Consider the following 21,491-nt stretch of genomic DNA (forward strand, 5'->3'; position numbering starts at 1 on the left):
CTTATTTTCTTGAAGCCAATTCTTTTTCTATTTTCTTCTTTTCCGTATACATATAGATACTCATCGGAATAAAAAATAATGGTAAAAAAGTATGAAAAGAGAATCCGTTTTCAATGGTAGAAAAGATTGCAAATACAATCATTAAAACAATTATAATACCTTTTACGGCAAACATTGTCTTTTGAGATTTTAGTTTTTTTGATAACTCTTCTTTTGAATAGGTAGATAATGCCATAAAATTATTTTTTGTAAAAATAAAAAATCCACTCATGGTAGAGTGGATTTTTTTTAAAAGTCTTTTATTTTAAAAGGATTTTAACAAAACTCCTCATAAGCTTGCGCTAAATTCTGAGCAATCATTTGTGCAGATCTACCTTCTATATGATGTCTTTCTAACATGTGTACTAAGCTACCATCTTTAAACAATGCAATTGCTGGTGAAGATGGAGGGAAAGGAATCATATACTCACGTGCTTTCTGTGTAGATTCTTTTTCTACACCAGCAAAAACAGTAGTTAAGTTTGTAGGCGTTTTTTCTGCACCTAAAGAAGCAATTGCTCCTGGTCTAGCAGTACCAGCTGCACAACCACAAACCGAGTTTACCATTACTAAAGTTGTTCCTTTTTTAGATATTGCGTTATCAACGTCTTCACTTGTATATAATGCTTCAAAACCTGCGTTTGTTAATTCTTCGCGCATTGGTTTTACTAATTCTTCTGGATACATAATTATTATAATTTTAAAATACAAAGATAGGTATTTGTTTGTCAAAATTAACATACTTAAAAGTGGTAGTTTCAATGGAAACATCAATAAAATTGATGCCAATTAAACCTTTTAAAACCCAAATATCTGTCAGTTTTTAATTTTTGGTCATGTCTATTTTAAAAAAAATGTTTCGTTGTACTACCTTTTTTTTAAATCGTCTGGCTTGGAGTTTCTTTTGAGCTTGTCGAAAGACACTTGTTTTTTTTCGTTACTCCAAAAAGAACTCAAAAAAATGTTATAGTTCCTCATGCAAAACTAGAACATCTAAAAAAAAGGACAATTTAAGTCTATTACTTTTGTAACTTTGCCGCTCTTTAAAAACAAAAAGTATATGGCAAGTTTCACAAAATGGTTAGGAGCAGGATTAGGATTTACCTTTGGTGGGCCAATTGGTGCTGCATTAGGTTTTGCAATTGGTAGTTTTGTAGACGGTTTTTCTGTAGAAGATTTAACGACAGAGCAAAGAGCATATAAAGAAAGAGTTGGTTCAGATAAGGGGAACACACAATCTGGCGATTTCGAAATGAGTTTGTTAGTTTTGGCCTCTATTGTTATAAAGTCAGATGGTAAAGTAGACCAAAGAGAGTTAGATTTTGTCCGCGCACAATTTACAGGTATGTATGGTAAAGAGCGTGCTAATAATGCATTTAAACTTTTTAAAGATGTTGTTAAAAAAGAAATTTCTGCAAGACAGGTTTGTATGCAGATAAGAAGTCACATGCCACATGCTTCTCGTTTACAACTATTGCATTTCTTATTTGGTATTGCAAAAGCAGACGGATTTGTTACAGAAAGTGAAGTGGAAGAAATAAGAAAAATTGCAGGCTATTTGTATATAAATAATAGCGATTACACTTCTATAAAAGCCATGTTTTATGACGAGGCAGACAACGCTTATAAGATTTTAGAAATCACAAAAGAGGCTTCTAATGATGATGTTAAGAAAGCATACAGAAAGATGGTTAAAAAGTACCATCCAGATAAATTACAAGATTTAGGGGAAGAACATTTAAAAGGAGCAAAAGAAAAGTTTCAAAGCATTCAAGAATCTTATGACAGAATTAAAAAAGAGCGAGGAATGTAAAATTTTAAGAGATTAGAGAAATTTTAATTACTCTAGATACATGTAATTAACTAATTTTTAATTTTAAAAATGTAAGTTTGTTCGTTTGTTGTTTATAATTCTAAAATTGTATTATTTATAATGACGTCCCTAATGACATAGTATCTTGAAAAAAACAAAAAGAAATAACTTAAGATTGTTAAAATCTTTTTTCATATTATCCATAATAATATTCTGTGTAACTAATAGCTACGCACAATTAGATAGCGAACATTATTTACCCCCTTTAAAACAAGTTGCTAACAACGCGGGCATAAAGCAGCAGGCAGTTTATTTTTCTACACCAGAAACCACCCCTTTTTCAATAAAAATATACAGAGGAAATAGCAATACGGCTTTTTTAACTATTAATGGGTTAGCAAAAGGAGCAGGTAAAGTTTTAGATAATTCAAATGGTTTAGCAGATGGAGATAATAATATTACATTAGTTACCAATGCGAATACAGGTAAAGTTTTAACAAATTCTGGATTAAGAATTGTTGCCGCAGGCGGACAAAAATTTTATGTAAATTACAGAGGTAGATCTAATGCACAAGCAGGGTCTTTAACTTCAAAAGGTTCGAAAGCAAAAGGAACAGATTTTAGATGGGGAGGAATACCCAACAGAGCAACAAATTCTAACCTAACAACTAGTTTGGGTATGATGGCTACGGAAAACGGAACCGTAGTTACTGTTATTAATAATAAAGGTGCTGTATTTAGAGTTGGCGGAAATACAACTGCAATTACCGCGAGTGTGCAAACTATAAATTTAGAGAAAGGTGAAACTTTTGTACTAGAAGCTAATAAGAATGCATCAACTAATAATATAGATGGCTGGTTGGGAACAAAAATACAAGCAACAAAACCTATAGTTATAAGTAATGGGGGTTTAAATGTTGGTGTTAGAGCAGGAAGTCAGTTTAGAGATGTGGGTATAGATCAACCAGTATCAATAGAGTCTTTAGGTAGAGAATATGTTTTTATTAGAGGTTTAGGAACCAATGAAGCAGAGTTTCCAATTATTGTGGCTACGCAAAATAACACAGAGGTTTTTGCAGGTGGTGTTTCGCTTGGTGTAATTAATGATGGAGATTATTTAGAAGTACCTGGTAGTTATTATTCTTCTAATAATGCAGGTGCAAGTATGTACGTAGAAACCTCAAAAGAAGCGTACGCATATCAATGTTTACAGGGAGCGGGAGGTAATAAAATTCAGACGATTGGTATGAATTTTATAGCACCTGTAAATTGTTTGTTACCAGAAATAATGGATGAAATTTCTGATATAGATCTTATTGCAGGAGTAAATTCAAATATATCTGCGATTACAATTATAGCCTCTGCTTTAACGCCAAATAATGATATTGAAATTAGGCAAGATGGGGTTCGAATTACAACTCCTTCTCCAGTGTTTCCATCAGGAACTTCAGATTGGAAGGCCTATTACGTTAAAGGTTTAACAGGAGAAATAGATGTAAAATCTACAGGGCCAATAGCAGTAGGTCTTTTTATGAGTTTAGGAACAAATGCAGGTTTAGCAGGTTATTTTTCTGGGTTTGATACGGTTCCGTTTGTAGGTATTACTACTTCTGGTGGTGGTTGTTTTCCATCAGGGGTTTTAGAAGAAACTACGGGGTCATTTGATGCTTATCAATGGTATCTTGACGGGGATTTAATAGCTGGCGCAACTTCTAGAACATATCAACCAACAGAAATTGGTAGTTATTATTTAGAGGTTACAGATGCTACTTGTACTTACACATCGTCAATTATAGCAGTATATAACTGCGACCCAGATATTGTAGTTAAAAAAACATCCGATATTACAGGAGATGTTACAGATGGTGACATTGTTAATTTTACAGTAAAAGTAGAGAGTTTTGGTGTAAATCCTGTTACAGACTTGGTAATAACAGATGCATTTCCTTCCCAATTAGACTTGCTAAATGTTGCGCCTAGTTTTGGTACTTGGAATAGCCCAAACTGGACAATTGGTACTATGAACCCGGGAGATTTACATACCTTAAAATTTGAATCTAAAGTTCCTAAGAAACCAACAGAAGGTACGTTCACAAATACGGTTTCAAACACTCAAACTGAAGTTGATAGCAATACAACAGCAGATGATTTAACAGAATCATTTACAATTATAGCTAAAAAAGCAGATTTAACCTTGATAAAAATAATTAACAAACCTGTTGTAAAAATTGGAGATGAAGTAATTTTTACATTAAGTTTAAAAAATAACGGTCCCCAAGCTGCCACAGGCGTTCAAGTTAAAGACCTACTGCCTTCTGGTTTAACTTATAATGCTGCAAACTCAACAATACCTGCGAATACCACATACATATCTGGTACAGGTATTTGGGATGTGAGTGCGGTAACTCTAACAAACGGAGAAACAATAATTTTAAAAATAGCTGCCTCGGTAACTGGTAATGATTTCAAATTAAATACGACTGAAATATTTAGAACAGAACAAAAAGATGTAGATTCTGTACCAAATAATGGTAATTAAATAGATGTTTATGCTTTTTTTTTATCTTTTCTGTTGAATTATTTTTTGTTCTTAATCTTTTTTAAAAGCCTTATTAACCCGTTTAACTTAAAATTTAATCGTTTTAACGAAAAAATAATAATACATATAACACGATTTAATTACATTTATATGTTTTTACTATTACCTAATAATTACGAAACCTTAATGAAGATAGAAATACATACAATTTTCAATTATCAGAATAAAATTAGTAAAAGAAAACTGCTGTCAGTAATTTTTGCTTTAGCAGTGTTTACTAATTTGTTTGCTGATGGTACTAAGCAAGTTATGCCAGACGCGAATAATGGAGTAGCTATGTATATTACAGATAATGGGCAATATGGCCCTCATTTAAATTCATCACCTTCGCAAAGGCTACAGTTTAGAATTTTAGACCATACAACAGAAAACTTATATTTTGGTTTAAACCCAAGGCAACGAAATGGAAGTCCTTTAGTATTGAGTACAAATTTATATTACTTAATAAAAAATGCTGCAGGAAATTCGGTTGCTGGCCCCTTTAAATTTAACACAACAGATGGTAGCCCAGGTTATATAAGTAATTACAATCAGGCCGTTGCAGGTCCTAATATTAATAATGCGGTACCAACAGGATATAATCCTTTGTCTTTTAACCCTTCATCGAATGGAGATTATTATATAGAAATATATAAAAGTAACGATAGTGGGGCTACAAGAACTGTTGATGGGCCAGATGTTGTAATTCCATATTTTGATTTTACAGTTTCAGATACTTCTAATAATAGAACAGAAGGACGTGTTTTTTCACAAAAATGGGGTTTCATTACTTACAATCCGGCAACTTTTGTACCAGCTATTGGTTTTGATTTTAAAGGAAAATTTTTTGGGTATACAGATGATAAGATAATTGTAACAGTAGAGTTTCAAGAAGGGTTTAGACCATTTGGTTATTTGTTATCAATGAATAAATTCGGAATTGTAAATGATGATAATGATCCTGCCAATGTATGGACTGCAACAAGAAAGTCTATTTCCTATGGTGGTTCGACAGGCAATTCTATTCCAAACTTGCTAAATGGTTATCCTGTTTTTATTACAGAACCAGATGCTGCAGCGTTTCCAATTGGGGTTCCAGTTCCTCCGGTTTCTATAGGTAGAATATTTGGTTGCCCTGGTAATTATCTAATTACCGTAAAAACAGTAGAAGCAGGAGATGTAGATATAACTTTAGATTTAAACGGAGTTATTGGTTTTCAAGAAAATACCAGAGATATTATTGTGCAAGCATTTAATCAACCAAAAGGAAATATTGTAATTCCTTGGGACGGAATAGATGGTGAAGGGAACCCAGTTTTAGGAAACACAACTACTTCTGCTACTTTAACTAGTTTAAGGGGTAGAACAAGTGTGCCAATGATAGATGCCGAATTAAACCCTAACGGATTAGTTATCAACGCTTTATCACCTGTGCTGTCTAATAGGAGAATGTTTTGGGATGATTCTGGTATTGTTACTACACCGAACAATAATACTATTGGAGGCTTAAATAAATCGAACGCAGAAGACGGTCAGTTAGGGCCAACCCATAAATGGAATGGAGACAATCCTCCAGGAGATAATTTAGAGAATAATCCTGCTCCATCAGGTTCTAAAGGAAGCTCTACTGGTTCTACATTAGATGATTATGGTAATGAAAGAGTCTTAAATACTTGGTTTTATGGTGAAGAAGTAACATCACCAAACGCATCAGTATCCGTTCCTAATTGCGATGTAGATAATGATACGTATTCAGACAATGTAGATTTAGATGATGATAATGACGGTATTTTAGACACTGTAGAGTTAGGTTCTTTTGACCCAGACGGAGATCATGATGGAGATACAATTCCAGATTATATAGATCCTCAATTTCCAGGGTTTATAGATACAAATTCCGATGGGGTAGATGATCGATTCGATTTAGATTTAGATGGTATTATGAACCATTGGGATTTAGATTCAGACGGAGATGGAATTCCAGACAATGTAGAAGCACAATCTACCACAGGTTTTGTTGCAGCAAACACGGCAGTAAATGGAGACGGTGTACCTGTAAACTTTGCAGGTGGTATTGCGCCGGTAAATACCGATGGTGATGTAAATGCAGATTATCTAGATACAGATTCAGACGGAGATGGAATACTAGATACAACAGAAGCAGGAATAACTTTAGCGGATAAGGATACAGATAATGATGGATTAGATGATGCTACAGATGCAACTTCAGGGCCAGAAGATGTAGACGGTAATATCACTCCAAGTGCTTTGCCCGATGAAGATAATGATTTAGGAATTGCAGGAGGAGATGTAGATTATAGAGACAATACAGACAATGATTATGATAATGATGGTGTACCAGATGCTACAGATGTAGATGATGATAATGATGGTATATTAGATACCGTTGAAGGATTTTGTACTCAATTAGAAAACTTTTCTGGAGGAAATGGAGGTTCAATAAAAAACTTTACGGTCAATGGCGCAATACGCATTCAAATAGATTTAACCTTTATAGACGATGCTGTAGGTGTAAGTATTAACGATAGAGGAATACATAATAGTATTATTGGTTTTGAGTCTAGTTCTGTCAATGCGCTTCCAGCTAATTTTTCATCAGACAATGCCTATATTAATACTCCGTGGATTGCTAACAACAATGGTCTTCCGAGAGTTAGGATTGTTGTAGAGAATGATGGGAATGTAAAGTTATTAGGAACGAGAACAACGAATTCTACCTCTTTAGAATCAATGAAAATGTCTGATGGGTCTTCTTTTAATTCAATTATTTTTAAAAATATTGGAAGTAATTCATTTGTTATTCAAAACCCTGATGGTAATGGTCCAGATGCAATTGAAGGTGTGGCATCAATAGTAAGTGGTTGTGATGACGATAATGACGGGAATCCAAATTATTTAGACACAGATTCAGACAACGACGGTTGTTCAGATGCGTTAGAAGGAGCGGGGAATATTCAATTCAATCAGTTAACAGTACTTGCAGGAGGAAGCAATGGTGGTAGCTCAAATAATTTAGGAACAACTTCAGATGCAGACGGAAATCCAATAGTAAATAATGTAGGTTTTGAGCAAGCTACAACAGCAGCAGTAAAAGATCTTAATAATAAAGATGCTTGTTTAATTGACTTAAGCACTACAAAAACGGTAGATAAAGCAGTTTTAAAAAAAGGGCAAATCGTTATTTTTACGATACAATTAAAAAATGATGGAAGCTTAAATGCAACCGGAGTTAAAGTAAAAGATATATTGCCAGCAGGTTTAACATATAGTTCTGTGGGCTCTATTACACCTACAAATACAACATATACACCGGGTACTGGTATTTGGGATTTAAGTAGTCTAACAATTGCAGAAAATCAAATAATAGAATTAAAAATCGCAGCCATAGTAAATACTATTAGAGCAATCATTACCAATAAGACAGAGATTTTTATAACAGTAGAAACCGATAAGGATTCTATTCCAAATAGTTCAAATTAATTTTTTTTAAAACGTTTGTTATTTCAAAGATTACTTATTGCTTTTTTTAGAAAATAAACACCTATTTCTAAGTTATTGGTAATAAATTTAAGTGAACTCCGACAGAAGTATTAAGATAAGTGAAATAGATGTAGATTTTATAACAAATAATATAAGTTAAAGCATTAAGTTACATTCAACATAAAAATAAGGCAATTCATCGAATTATGCTCTTGTACAATAACGTTATGATTACTTTAGTGTTAAAATTTAAAAATAATGTTAAATTGTGTTAATAAATTAAAATAATTATTTAGATTTGACTTGATAATACTTTTTAGTTCCTCTAAAAAAAACGCGTATGATTATAAAAAGACTTCTTTTACCACTCTCTTTCTTTTTAGTAGGTTTGTTCGTTTTATGTATTTATTCTCAATAAATCTAAATGAAACGAGGCTATAACATACCTATTCTATTATTGCAACAATATTATTATTTTATACTATGATAAAAAATTACTTATTATTAACTTATAAATCGGTAGAACAGCTTTCTTTCTTTGCTAAAGAACGTAAAGTAGCATGCTATATTGTTCTAATGTTTTCTAGTTTTTTTATAAATGCACAGACAGTTTTAGTTAATGAAACAGCTGTTGTATCTAATAATTATACTGTTGCAGTAGATGGCTTAATAGAAATTGCTATTGTTGGTGGTGAAGGAGCAGAAGGCACAAATACTAAAGGAGGAAAAGCTGCTAAAACAGTAGCAAGGTTTAATCTTGTCTCAGGGGATGTAATTCAGTACTTAGTAGCTGAAGGAGGTCAAGGGGGAACGGGAGATTTTGCCGAAGGAGGTGGAGGTGGAAGTACAGGGGTTTATATAAACGATGTACTAGTAATGGTTGCTGGTGGAGCTGGAGGTGGAGATAACAGTGCTAATGCCGTAGGTTTAGGTGCTAATAGTACCGCAAATGGAGATGATGCCACTGGTACAGATCCAGGTATAGGAGGTGTAAACGGTAACGGTGGTACAGCTATATCAACAGCTGGTGATGGCACAGGTGGTGCTGGAGCTGGTATTAATACTAACGGAGCTTCATTATCTGGTTCGGGAGGAGCAAAATCGGACCCAAATTATGCGCTTGCAGCAGGTGGTGTAGGGTTTGAATACACATCTAGTAATGGTGGTGTAGCAGGAAATGGTGGTAGAGGACTTACTGGTGGAGGTGGTGCTAGTTATCAGTATTCTGCAGGTGGTGGAGGTTACTCTGGTGGTGGAGCTGCTGGTGCAGGAGGTTCTGCAGGTGGTGGTGGCTCTTATGTAAATACTCTATTTACCAAGTATGTTAGTCATACCATAACAGCGGGTGAAGATGGTGCAGCTACAGGAGGAACTCAACAAAACGGAACGGATGGCTCTGTAATAATAACTTACTTTATAGATACGGACAATGACGGGGTTGCAGATATTTTAGATTTAGATTCAGACAATGATGGTGTGTTAGATAGTGTAGAATGTAGTGTTAAAACACCTATTAATGAGAGTTTAGGGGGTGCATTAGCGTCAACTGGTGCAGGGTTTATTCCAAGAACTGGGGTTGTAAATAATTTAGTTTTTTCTTCGTCACCAGCAACACAAAATGGTACATATACCTATACAGATGTTAGAGAAACAGCTGTAGATGCAAATTCGATAGGTGTAAATTTTTTTAAAAACGGACAAGTTACGGGTGGTACAACATCAGGTACTTTAGGTATCGTTGATATTGATGCAGATAAGGTGTCGTCTACAACAGCACCTAATTCAAGTGTAATTTCAAATTCGCTTGTAATAACAGATTTTGATACAACAAGTACAACATTTACAATAGAAGTATGGTCGGAAACAGCACAATATACTTCACCATCAGATATTAATTTCATTATGCTACCTAATACAACAGGTACATTGTCTTCAGTAACAGATTTAGGAAGTGGTGTTTTTCAGTACACAGTTACAGATACTGGTTCTAACCCTACGGATAAGACTCTGAATGTAGCTCTTAAGTTAACTTCAAAATCTGGCGATCTTTTAAAAAGAGTAAGATATACTGCAACAAATATTCCAGATACATCAGGAGATAGGCTTTCGTTTAGTTTAGTAAATGTTATTAAAGAAAAATGTGAAGATACAGATTCAGATGGCGTACCAGATTATTTAGACACAGATAGTGATGGTGACGGATGTAGCGATGCAGATGAAGCATATTACGGTGCTGTAGATAATGCAGATGCAGATAATAATGGAACTTACGGTTCTGGCACCCCAACGGTAGATTTAGAAGGAAAAGTAGTTGGTGCCGCATATTCTTCTCCAAATGCTTATTATTTAGACGCAACTGTTAGTACGTGTGAAGACAATGATAATGATGGTGTAATTGATGCTGTAGATGTAGATGATGATAATGATGGTATTTTAGATACTGATGAATGTCCGGGACCTGTTGTTTATAACGATTCCTTTGAAGTGCCAGATTTAGATGCATTGGGACCAAGTCCTGTAGGAGATGTAACCAGACCAGATAGTGATGCAGATGGTGAAGCAGATATGTTTTTATCTCAAACAAGTATTGAAGGATGGAATCGAACAGATAATACAAATTCTTTTGATATTGCTTATGATATTTATAACGCGTCCAAAGGCTTACAAAGTATCGATTTGTATGGTACGCCTGGAGCAACAGGTATTCAAAAAACATTTTCAGGATTTACAGAAGGTGTCGCAGTAGACTTTTCTTTAGATTATAGTTCTGTGGCAGAATTGTTCGAAGCTACGGTTTCGGTAGATTACGGTTCAGGACCGGTTTTGTTAACCACTTTAAAACCTAGTACTACAGCTACTACAGCTAGTCCTGGTGTGGTTGGGGCAAGAATATCTACAGTAGTTTGGGTTAATTATACCGCAAGTTTATTGCCTACTGCAACAGGTACGGTTAAAATTATTATCCAATCTACTAGTTTAGGTTCAGGGCAAACAGGTGTTTTAATTGATAATGTTATTTTATCACAAACAACTTGCCCAGATGATGATGGAGATGGTATTCCGAATCAATTTGATACAGATTCAGACAATGATGGTTGTCCAGATGCAATTGAAGCTTCGGGTACATTAACTTTAGATAAGTTAACAATACTTTCTGGTGGAAGCTCTGGTGGAAGTTCTAAGAATTTAGGAACAAATGTAGATGCAAACGGAAGTCCAATTGTTAGTGGTGAAGGAGCATCAGGATATACACAAAATCAAACCACAGCAGTTACAGATGCGAATCAAAATACCGCTTGTGCTATCGATTTAACAATTACTAAAACGGTAAGCAAACCTGTATTAAAAAAAGGAACAAACGTTGTATTTACTTTAATATTAAAAAATGAAGGTTCTCAACCTGCATCAAATGTTCAAGTAAAAGATTTGCTTCCAACAGGGTTAACTTTTAGCTCTGCAATAACACCTACTAATACAACATATACACCAGGAACAGGAATATGGGATTTAAGTAGTTTAACAATTGCAGTAAATCAAACAATAGAATTAAAAATTGAAGCAACAGTAAATGCTGTTGGTGTCATTATTACCAATAATACAGAAATCTTTACTGCAACAGAAACAGATAAAGATTCAACACCTAACAGTAACAACTAACAAAGAAATATAAAAGATGAAAAAAATGTACACAATTTTCAGCTTACAGAATAAATTTAATAGAAAAACGAGGCAGCTTATTATGCTCTTCGGTTTCTTTTTTATTGCTACCAGTGCCAGTTTTGCACAGGCTGTAACTATTGTTCCTAATGCAACTACACCAGCAGGTAGTGATGACGTAGGAGATTTAATAAACTATAGTATTGCTGTTTATAACTCAGGAGGTATTCCACTTAATAGTGTAGTAATTTCTAGTGATATAGGTACTGCAGTTACATTAAGTTCTGGAGACTCAAATACAAATAATATTTTAGATACAGATGAGTGCTGGGTGTACACCGGTTTTCATACTCTTACACAAGCAGATATTGACGCGACAAAAGTAGATAATGTATTTAGTGTTACAAGTACAGAAATTACAACAGCTCAATCAGAAACACATACAGAAAATGTTCATGAAGATGATATTTCTTATGCTTCTGTTTATGGTATTTCAGATATTATTGCTACAGACGATGATTTTTCAACAACAGTTATTAATGGTATCGCAGGCGGAACAGCTGGTAATGCTTTTATTAATGATACTGTTGATGGGGCAACAGCTACAGCAACAAACGTAACACCAACACTTGTTTCTAATGGAGGTTTAACAGGAGCAACCATAGCTGCTAATGGAGACGTTGCTGTTTCAATGAATTCTGCAACAGGTAGTTATATTTTAACGTATAAAATATGTGACAATTCTGATACAAATAACTGTGATACTGCAGAAATAATTGTGGTGGTAGATGGTGATTCTGATGGGGATGGTGTGTTAGATTCTGTTGATGAATGTAACGGATTTGATGATGCTTTAGATAATGACAATGACGGTGTCGCAGATGGTTGTGATTTAGACGATGATAATGATGGGATTTTAGATACAGCAGAAAATGCAATTAGTGGAGACCCAATAGTAGATACGAACAATAATGGCGTTTTAGATTATAAAGACACCGCACTTTCTGGTTTTGTAGATGCTAATTCAGATGGTATAGATGATAGATATGATGTTGATCAGGACGGAATTATAGATCAATTTGATACAGATTCAGACGGAGATTCTTGTCCTGATGTTACAGAAGCAGGTCATTTAGAAAGCACCACAAAAGCAGGGGAAGTGAAAGGAACAGGTTATGATGCTGCCAATGGTAAAGTTACAGGTTTTACAACTGCTTACACAGGTACAAATTCGAATGTGACTTCTGCAGGTACACCAGCATCAGTTACGTCTCAACCACCCAATAGAAACATATTAGTTGGTCAGAATACAACATTTCCTGTTACTACAGATGGTACTGTATTTCAATGGGAATTAAGTACAAATGGCGGTTCATCATACACTTCAATATCAAACGATGCTGTTTATAGCGGAACAACAACAAGTACCTTAACAATTACGGGAGTAACAACAGCACAAAATAACTATAAGTATAGAGTTTTAATTTCTAAAGCAGATTATGCTTGTACAACTACTTCAAATGCAGGTACACTTACTGTCTTTTCAAATCAAGCACCTGTTGCAGACAGTAATGCAATTACTGTTTTAGAAGAAAGTACAGGAACAGCTTTAGGATTAGCAGCACCAACAGATGCAGATGGAAATCCGCTTACAATTACAGTAACAGGCTTGCCAATTTTAGGTGTTGTAAAAAAAGCGAACGGTGCAGTAGTTACAAACGGAACCGTTTTAACTTCTATTGAATTAACCAACTTAATTTACGATTCACCAACAGCATATAATGGAACAGATGATGCCGGAGAATTTACATATACCGTTTCAGACGGAACAGCAGCACCAACTACAGGAACTTCAGATATAACAATAACAGCCGTAAATGATGTACCCGTTGCAGTAGCTGACTCTGGTACTGCACTAGAAGACAATGCTGTAAGTATTGCAACTATTGGTAATAATGATACAGATGAAGATGGAAATGTTGTTCCATCTACTATTATTTTAATAGATCCTGCAAATGCAGCAAACACAGGTATAACAGGAACACCTCTAGTAATTGTAGGTAAAGGAACGTATACGGTAGATGCAGCAGGAAATGTAATTTTTACACCAGAAGCAAACTTTAATGGAGATGCAGACATTAACTATACAATTAATGATGATAGTGGAGCAACTTCAAACCAGGCTTTATTAGATATTTCAATTACGCCAGTAAATGATAATCCTATAGCAGTTGCAGATGCTAACGAAACTACAGAAAATACAACTTTAACAGTAAATGCTGTAAATGGAGTTTTAAATAATGATACAGATGTAGACGCAGGAACTACTTTAAACGTTACCAATTTTACCGTTGATGGAATTTCAAAAAATGCAGGAGAAACTGCAACAATTGCAGGAGTAGGAACTTTATTAATAAATGCAGATGGTAGTTATGTATTTACACCAGAAACAAATTATACAGGAGCAATTCCAGTAACAACTTATAACATTACAGACAATGTAGGAGGTTCAGCTTCATCAACATTAACATTAACAATAAATGCAGATTCAGATAATGATGGTATTGCAGATGTTACAGATTTAGATGATGATAATGATGGTATTCTAGATACTGCAGAAACACCAGGAAACGTAAATCCAGATGCAGATTCAGATAATGATGGCATTCCAGATTTTAAAGATGCAGATACTGGTACTTTAAATGGTAGTGGTATCGTAGCTACTTTTGATACTGATTCAGACGGAATCGCAAATCATTTAGATACAGATTCAGATAATGATGGTTGTTTAGATGTTACAGAAGCAGGTCATATAGAAAGTTCAACAAAAACAGGTGAAGTTCAAGGATCTGGTTATGGAGCAGACGGTAAAGTTACCGGTTTTACAACAGGTTATACAGGTACAAATACAAATGTAACTTCTGCAGGAGTTGCAGCGATAGTTAATGCGCCACCACCAAATAGAGATATAGAAGTAGGTAAAAATACCACATTCCCAGTAACTACAGATGGTACTGTTTTTCAATGGGAATTAAGTACAGATAGTGGTGCAACATACAATACAATATTAGACGGTACTATATATGGAGGTACTACTACAAATACATTAACAATTACAGGAGTAACATCAGCACAAAACAATTACCAATATAGAGTAGTAATTTCTAAAGCAGATTATGTTTGTACAACCACTTCAAATGCAGGAATCTTAACTGTATTTACAAATGAAGCACCAGTTGCAGATAGCAGTGCAATTACAGTTTTAGAAGAAAGTACAGGTTCTTCTTTAGAATTAACTGCACCAACAGATGCAGATGGAAACCCATTAACAATTACGGTTACAGGTTTACCAATTTTAGGTGTGGTAAAAAAAGCAGGCGGAGCAATTGTAACAAACGGTTCAACCTTAACTTCAGCAGAATTAATAGGATTAATTTACGATGCACCAACTGCTTATAATGGAACCGATGATGCAGGAGATTTTACGTATACAGTTTCAGACGGAATCGCAGATCCTGTTTCTGGAGCAACAGACATTACTATTACAGCAGTAAATGATGTACCAGTTGCAGTAACCGATTCGGGAACAGCTCTAGAAGACAATGCTGTAAGTATTGCAACTATTGGAAATAATGATACAGATGAAGATGGAAATGTTGTTCCGTCTACTATTATTTTAATCGATCCAGCAAATGTAGCAAATACAGGTAAAACAGGAACGCCTTTAGTAATTGTTGGAAAAGGAACGTATACAGTTGATGCAGCAGGAAATGTAATTTTTACTCCAGAAGCAAACTTTAATGGAGATGCAGATATTAACTATACAATAAAAGACAATAGTGGTTTTGCTTCTAATGAAGCATTATTAGATATTGCAATAACACCAGTAAATGACAATCCGATTGCTGTTGCCGATGCAAACTCTACAACAGAAAATACAACCTTAACAGTAACTGCTGCAAACGGAGTATTAAATAATGATACAGATGTAGATGCAGGCACAACATTAAATGTTACGAACTTTACTGCAGATGGACAAACAAAAAATGCAGGTGAAACCATCACAATAACAGGTGTTGGTACTTTACAAATTAATGCAGATGGTAGTTACGTATTTACACCAAATACAGATTATTTTGGCGCAATACCAGTAACTACATATAATATTACAGACAATACAGGAGGTTCAGCTTCCGCTACATTAACTTTAACATTAAATGTAGATTCAGATAATGATGGTGTTGCAGATGTTGCAGATTTAGACTCCGATAATGACGGAATTTTAGATACTGTAGAAGGACAAGGAACAGACCCAACTGCAGATGCAGATTTAGACGGAACACCAAATTATTTAGATGCAGATTCTGGTACTTTAGATGGAAACGGAATTGCGGCAGGTTTTGATTTCGATGGTGACGGAATTCCAAATCATTTAGATTTAGATGCAGATAATGACGCTATTCCAGATGTATTAGAAGCAGGTTTAACAGATGCAAATAATGATGGAATTGCAGATAACACAGGTTTTGGTACCAACGGTTTTGCAGATAATTTAGAAACGGTTGCAGATAACGGAACACCAAATTATACGTTAGTTAATACAGATGCTTCATCAGATATCAATGTAAATCTTTATAACTTTTTAGATAGAGATTCAGATAATGATGGTATTTCAGATACCGAAGAAGCATTTTCTAACAATGCTATATATAATGACACGAATAATGATGGTATTGTAGATGGTTTTGTAGATTCAGATAATAATGGTTGGCATGATACTATTGATGGAGAAGGAACTTTTCCAACATTTTTAAATTCAGATACAGATGCAATTCCTAACTATTTAGATTTAGATTCAGATGGAGATGGTTTACCAGATACGTTTGAAGGAAATTTTCAAGTTTCAGATGGAGATAATAATGGTATTGTTGGTACAGGAACTCCTGCAGATGCAGATGCAGATGGTTTGGCAGATACAAATGACCCAGACGCCGCAGGAAATATTTTAGGTGGTTTTGGTTTCAACCAAGATAGAGATGGAGATGGTGTAAAAAACTATTTAGATATTGATGTTGATAATGACGGAATTATAGATAATATTGAAGGACAATCAACTTCAGCATACAAAGCTCCGAAGGGAACTGATACAGATGGAGATGGTATTGATGATGCTTATGATGTTGATAATGGTGGTGTTGGTATTGGATATACGAATACAGATGGGGGATCTGCACCAGATTATGCAGATACAGATTCAGAAAATGATGGTATTGATGATATTGATGAAGGTTTTTATAAAACAATTACGGCTACAAATTCATTAGACTCAGACAATGATGGAATCGTAGATATCCTGAAATTTGTAGATGTAGACGGAGATGGATTGCATGATGATTTTGATGAAGTTTCTGGAAATGGAACAGTAAATAATGCAACAAATGGTGGCCAAACTTCACAAACACATCCAGATGATGATCCTGCTGCACCAGGTGGAGATAGAGATTGGAGAGAAGCATCAGCACAAGATTATGATGGAGATGGTATTAATGATATTGTAGATTTAGATGATGATAATGATGGTATTTTAGATATCGATGAAGATTTTAATGAAGATGGAGATGGTAATCCAAGAACAAATCCTTCAGATAAAGATGGAGATGGAGTTCCTAATTATTTTGATTTAGATACAGATAATGATGGAATTACAGATTATATAGAAGCAGGTGGAACAGATGATCCTGATGGAAATGGACAACCAGGTACGGGAGTTTTAGAGAGATCAGAAGTAAATGCAAAAGGTATTCCTTTAGCAGTATCACCAGATACAGAAACTTCAGGAACTAGTGAAACTTCGAATTTAACAATTCCTAATACTGCAGGAGCAGACAATCCTAATTTTATTGATTTAGATTCTGATAATGATGGAATTACAGATACAATTGAAGCAGGAGGAACAGATCCTGATGGAGATGGAAGATATGGATTAGGGAGTATAAATGATGTAGATTCAGATGGTTTAGCAGATGAAATTGATCCTTATGATGATAGAGATGGTAATTTAGATACAGCTCTAAATCCGAATAAAAAATTAACGCTTCCGGATACAGATTTAGATGGAATTCCTAATTATTTAGACTTAGATTCAGATAATGATACAATTCCAGATAATGTTGAAGGTCAGAGTACTACAGGGTATATTACTCATGCGGCAACAGATGCAGATGATGATGGACTAAATGATGCTTATGATTCTTCAGACGGAGTAGGAACAGCAGTAATTCCGGTAGATACAGATGGAGATGGAATTCCAGATTATTTAGATTTAGACTCGGACAATGATACACTAAAGGACATTGTAGAAGTTGGAAATGGAACCGCAGATACAGACGGTGATGGAAAAACTGATAATACTATTGGTATTAATGGTTTAGATAATAATTCTGAAAATGTAGATGATTATAATGATACAAACGGAATTTACAATGATCCAAAAACAGATTTTCCTGATGAAGATGGAGATGTTAATACAGGAGGTGATGTAGATTATAGAGATATTTTAGATGCTGATAATGATGGAGTTGCAGATGCTTTAGATTTAGATGATGATAATGACGGTATTTTAGATACTGTGGAATCGCCAAATGGAGTAAATCCAGACGCAGATTCAGATAATGATGGTACCCCAGATTATAAAGATGCAGATTATGCTGGTTTTGTAGATACGAATTCAGATGGTGTTAATGACAATTTTGATACAGATTTAGATGGTATTCCAAATCATCAAGATACCGATTCAGATAATGATGGTTGTCCGGATGTTACTGAAGCAGGCCACAAAGAAAGTACAACCAAAGCAGGTGAAGTTGTTGGTAGTGGTTATGAAACAAACGGTAAAGTAACGCCAACGAGTACAGCTTACTCTGGTACAAATACAAATGTTACAACGGCAGGAACTCCGGTTGTAATTAGTCAACAACCTCAAGATCAATCAGGTTTTATTGCAGGAAGCGCGTCTTTTGAAGTAAGTTCAACAGGAACCGTTTTTCAATGGCAAGAAAGTATCGATGGAGGTACTACTTTTACAGATGTAACTAACGGAGGTAAATATGCAGGAGCAACCACAAACAAATTAACAATATCAAATTTATCAACCACAGAAAATAATTACCAATATCAAGTAATTGTTTCGAAAACAGATTATGCTTGTTTTATTCCTTCAACACCACCCGCAAAATTAACGGTAAATAATAATCCACCAGTTGCGGCTAACGATTTAGGAAATACAATTTTAGAAGATACTGTTATAACCGTGTCTACAGTTGGCGGAAACGATACAGATGTAGAAGATACAACTCCAGATGCATCAACAATTACATTAATAGATCCAAATGATGCAGCAAATACAGGAAAAACAGATACCCCTTTAGTAATTGCTAATATTGGTAGTTATGAAGTTGATCCTTTAGGAAATGTTAAGTTTACACCAGTACTTAATTATAACGGTACTGCAGATATAAAATATACTATAAAAGATAGTAGTAATAATGTTTCTAATGAAGCAACAATTGAAATTACGGTAACCTCTGTAAATGATGCACCGGTTGCTAATACTGATGCTGGAACAATTTTAGAAGGAGCAACATTAACGTTAACAACTATTGGTGCAAATGATACTGATGTAGATGGTACAATAGATACAACTTCTATTATTTTAATTGATCCAAATGATGCAGGTAACACAGGTAATTCAGCAACACCTTTAGTGATAGATAATGTTGGTACTTATACTGTAAATGGTGCAGGAACAGTCGTTTTTACACCTTTAGAAAATTTTAATGGTTCTGCAAATATAAAATATACAGTAAAGGATAATGATGGTCTAATCTCTAATCAAGCTATTCTAAACATTACGGTAACTCCAGTAAATGATGCACCCGTTGCAGTAGCAGATTCTGGAAATACGGATGAAGAAACAACACTGAATGTAACAGCAGTAAATGGTTTATTAAAAAACGATTCTGATGTTGATGCAAATTCATTAAGTATTACAAAATTTGTAGTAGATGGAGGGGCCTCAATAACTGTAACACCAACTACAGCTGGTTCTACATTAATTGCAGGGATAGGAACAATAACCATCAATTCAAATGGTAGTTATACATTTGTACCTGTATTAAACTTCAACGGAACGGTACCACAAGTGACCTATACGGTTAGTGATGGTACCAATACAGCAAACACTACATTAGATATTAGCGTAAATCCTATTAATGATGCCCCAGTTGCGGTAAATGATAGTTATACAACAGATGAAGATACGTCAGTTACCTTAACACCCTTAACAGGAGATAGTGATGTTGATGGAGACACTTTAACGATCACAAGTATCAACGGAGAAACGATAAATATTTCCGGAGGTAATCAATTAATTACCGTTCCTAACGGAGTTGTTACAGTAACTACAGCGGGCGCAATTAGTTTTGCACCAGCGGCAAATTACAATGGAAGTTCAACTTTCGTTTATGTGATAAGTGATGGAAATGGAGAGACAGCAACGGCAAATGAGACCATTACTATTGATGCAGTAAATGATGCTCCGCAAGCGAATCCAGATACCGGAAGTACAGATGAAGATGTAACTTTAACGGTTGTAAAAGCTAATGGATTAATTGATGATAATGATACAGATATTGACGCAGGAGATGTTTTAACAGTAACAAAATTTGTAGTAGATGGCGTTGATGTGAATGTAACACCAAGTGCTGCGGGATCTACATTAATTGTAGGAAAAGGAACTTTAACAATAAATACAGACGGTAGTTACACATTTGCACCAATATTAAATTTCAACGGAACCGTACCACAGGTAATGTATACCGTAAGTGATGGCACAAATACTGCGAATTCTACCTTAGACATTACCGTAAATCCTATTAATGATGCACCAGTAGCGGTAAACGATAGTTATACAACAAATGAAGATACGTCAGTAACCTTAACTCCTTTAACAGGAGATAGCGATATTGATGGAGATACTTTAACAATCACAAGTATCAACGGAACCGTATTAACACCAGGAACATTACAGACAATTACCGTTTCTAACGGCGTTGTAACAGTAACTTCAGGTGGGGCAATTAGTTTTGCACCGACCGCGAATTACAATGGAAGTTCAACATTTGCTTATGTAATAAGTGACGGAAATGGCGAAACAGCAACAGCAAATCAAATTATAACGATCACTGCAGTAAATGATGCGCCGCAAGCGAATCCAGATACTGGAAGCACAAATGAAGATGAAACCTTAACGGTTGTCAAAGAAAATGGATTGATAGATGTAAATGATACAGATATTGATGCAGGAACTACTTTAAATATTACAAAATTTGTAGTAGATGGAGGATCTCCAATAACAGTAAGCCCAACGACCGCAGGATCAACATTAATTGCAGGAAAAGGAACTTTAACAATAAATACAGACGGTAGTTACACATTTGCACCAATATTAAATTTCAACGGAACCTTACCACAAGTAACGTATACGGTTAGTGACGGAACAAATACGGCAAATTCTACCTTAGACATTACCGTAAATCCTATTAATGATGCACCAGTAGCGGTAAATGACAATTATACAACAAATGAAGATACGTCAGTAACTTTAACTCCTTTAACAGGAGATAGCGATATTGATGGAGATACTTTAACAATCACAAGTATCAACGGAACCGCATTAACACCAGGAACATTACAGACAATTACCGTTTCTAACGGCGTTGTAACAGTAACTTCAGGTGGGGCAATTAGTTTTGCACCGACCGCGAATTACAATGGAAGTTCAACATTTGCTTATGTAATAAGTGATGGAAATGGCGAGACAGCAACAGCGAATCAAATTATAAC

Annotated in this window: 7 protein-coding genes; 5 read left to right on the top strand and 2 right to left on the bottom strand. The window is 34.9% G+C overall.

Annotated features, from left to right (window positions below):
• Position 1: 1 nt before the first annotated feature.
• The gene (locus tag ES045_RS02840; RefSeq protein WP_147112033.1) at positions 2-235 is read right to left on the bottom strand and encodes a hypothetical protein; all 234 of its coding nucleotides are present in this window, start codon (positions 233-235) and stop codon (positions 2-4) included.
• 80 nt (positions 236-315) lie between these two features.
• Entirely contained in the window at positions 316-726 is a 411-nt protein-coding gene (locus ES045_RS02845) for a BrxA/BrxB family bacilliredoxin (RefSeq protein ID WP_147112036.1), read from the bottom strand.
• A gap of 373 nt (positions 727-1,099) precedes the next feature.
• Between ES045_RS02845 and ES045_RS02850 the strand changes: the two genes are divergently transcribed.
• From ES045_RS02850 to ES045_RS02870, 5 genes are all read left to right on the top strand, one after another.
• Positions 1,100-1,852 carry a TerB family tellurite resistance protein gene (locus tag ES045_RS02850; RefSeq protein WP_147112039.1) on the top strand — a complete coding sequence of 251 codons (753 nt, stop codon included), beginning with the start codon at positions 1,100-1,102 and terminating at the stop codon, positions 1,850-1,852.
• Between the two features lie 145 nt (positions 1,853-1,997).
• Positions 1,998-4,391, top strand: coding sequence for a DUF11 domain-containing protein (locus tag ES045_RS02855; RefSeq protein WP_189663007.1), 2,394 nt, complete (start codon positions 1,998-2,000; stop codon positions 4,389-4,391).
• Between the two features lie 150 nt (positions 4,392-4,541).
• Positions 4,542-7,931 carry a DUF11 domain-containing protein gene (locus tag ES045_RS02860; protein WP_147112042.1) on the top strand — a complete coding sequence of 1,130 codons (3,390 nt, stop codon included), beginning with the start codon at positions 4,542-4,544 and terminating at the stop codon, positions 7,929-7,931.
• Between the two features lie 483 nt (positions 7,932-8,414).
• The gene (locus tag ES045_RS02865) at positions 8,415-11,588 is read left to right on the top strand and encodes a DUF11 domain-containing protein (protein WP_147112045.1); all 3,174 of its coding nucleotides are present in this window, start codon (positions 8,415-8,417) and stop codon (positions 11,586-11,588) included.
• A gap of 16 nt (positions 11,589-11,604) precedes the next feature.
• A partial coding sequence (locus tag ES045_RS02870; protein ID WP_147112048.1) for an Ig-like domain-containing protein occupies positions 11,605-21,491 on the top strand: 9,887 nt, incomplete at its 3' end.

The organism is Polaribacter sp. IC073 (assembly GCF_007997075.1).
Classification (GTDB): Bacteria; Bacteroidota; Bacteroidia; order Flavobacteriales; family Flavobacteriaceae; genus Polaribacter.

Bases quoted from the DNA above. Each gene is read 5' to 3' on its own strand.
- ES045_RS02865 (WP_147112045.1), top strand. From the start codon at position 8,415: ATGATAAAAAATTACTTATTATTAACTTATAAATCGGTAGAACAGCTT.
- ES045_RS02860 (WP_147112042.1), top strand. From the start codon at position 4,542: ATGTTTTTACTATTACCTAATAATTACGAAACCTTAATGAAGATAGAA.
- ES045_RS02850 (WP_147112039.1), top strand. From the start codon at position 1,100: ATGGCAAGTTTCACAAAATGGTTAGGAGCAGGATTAGGATTTACCTTT.
- ES045_RS02840 (WP_147112033.1), bottom strand. From the start codon at position 235: ATGGCATTATCTACCTATTCAAAAGAAGAGTTATCAAAAAAACTAAAA.
- ES045_RS02845 (WP_147112036.1), bottom strand. From the start codon at position 726: ATGTATCCAGAAGAATTAGTAAAACCAATGCGCGAAGAATTAACAAAC.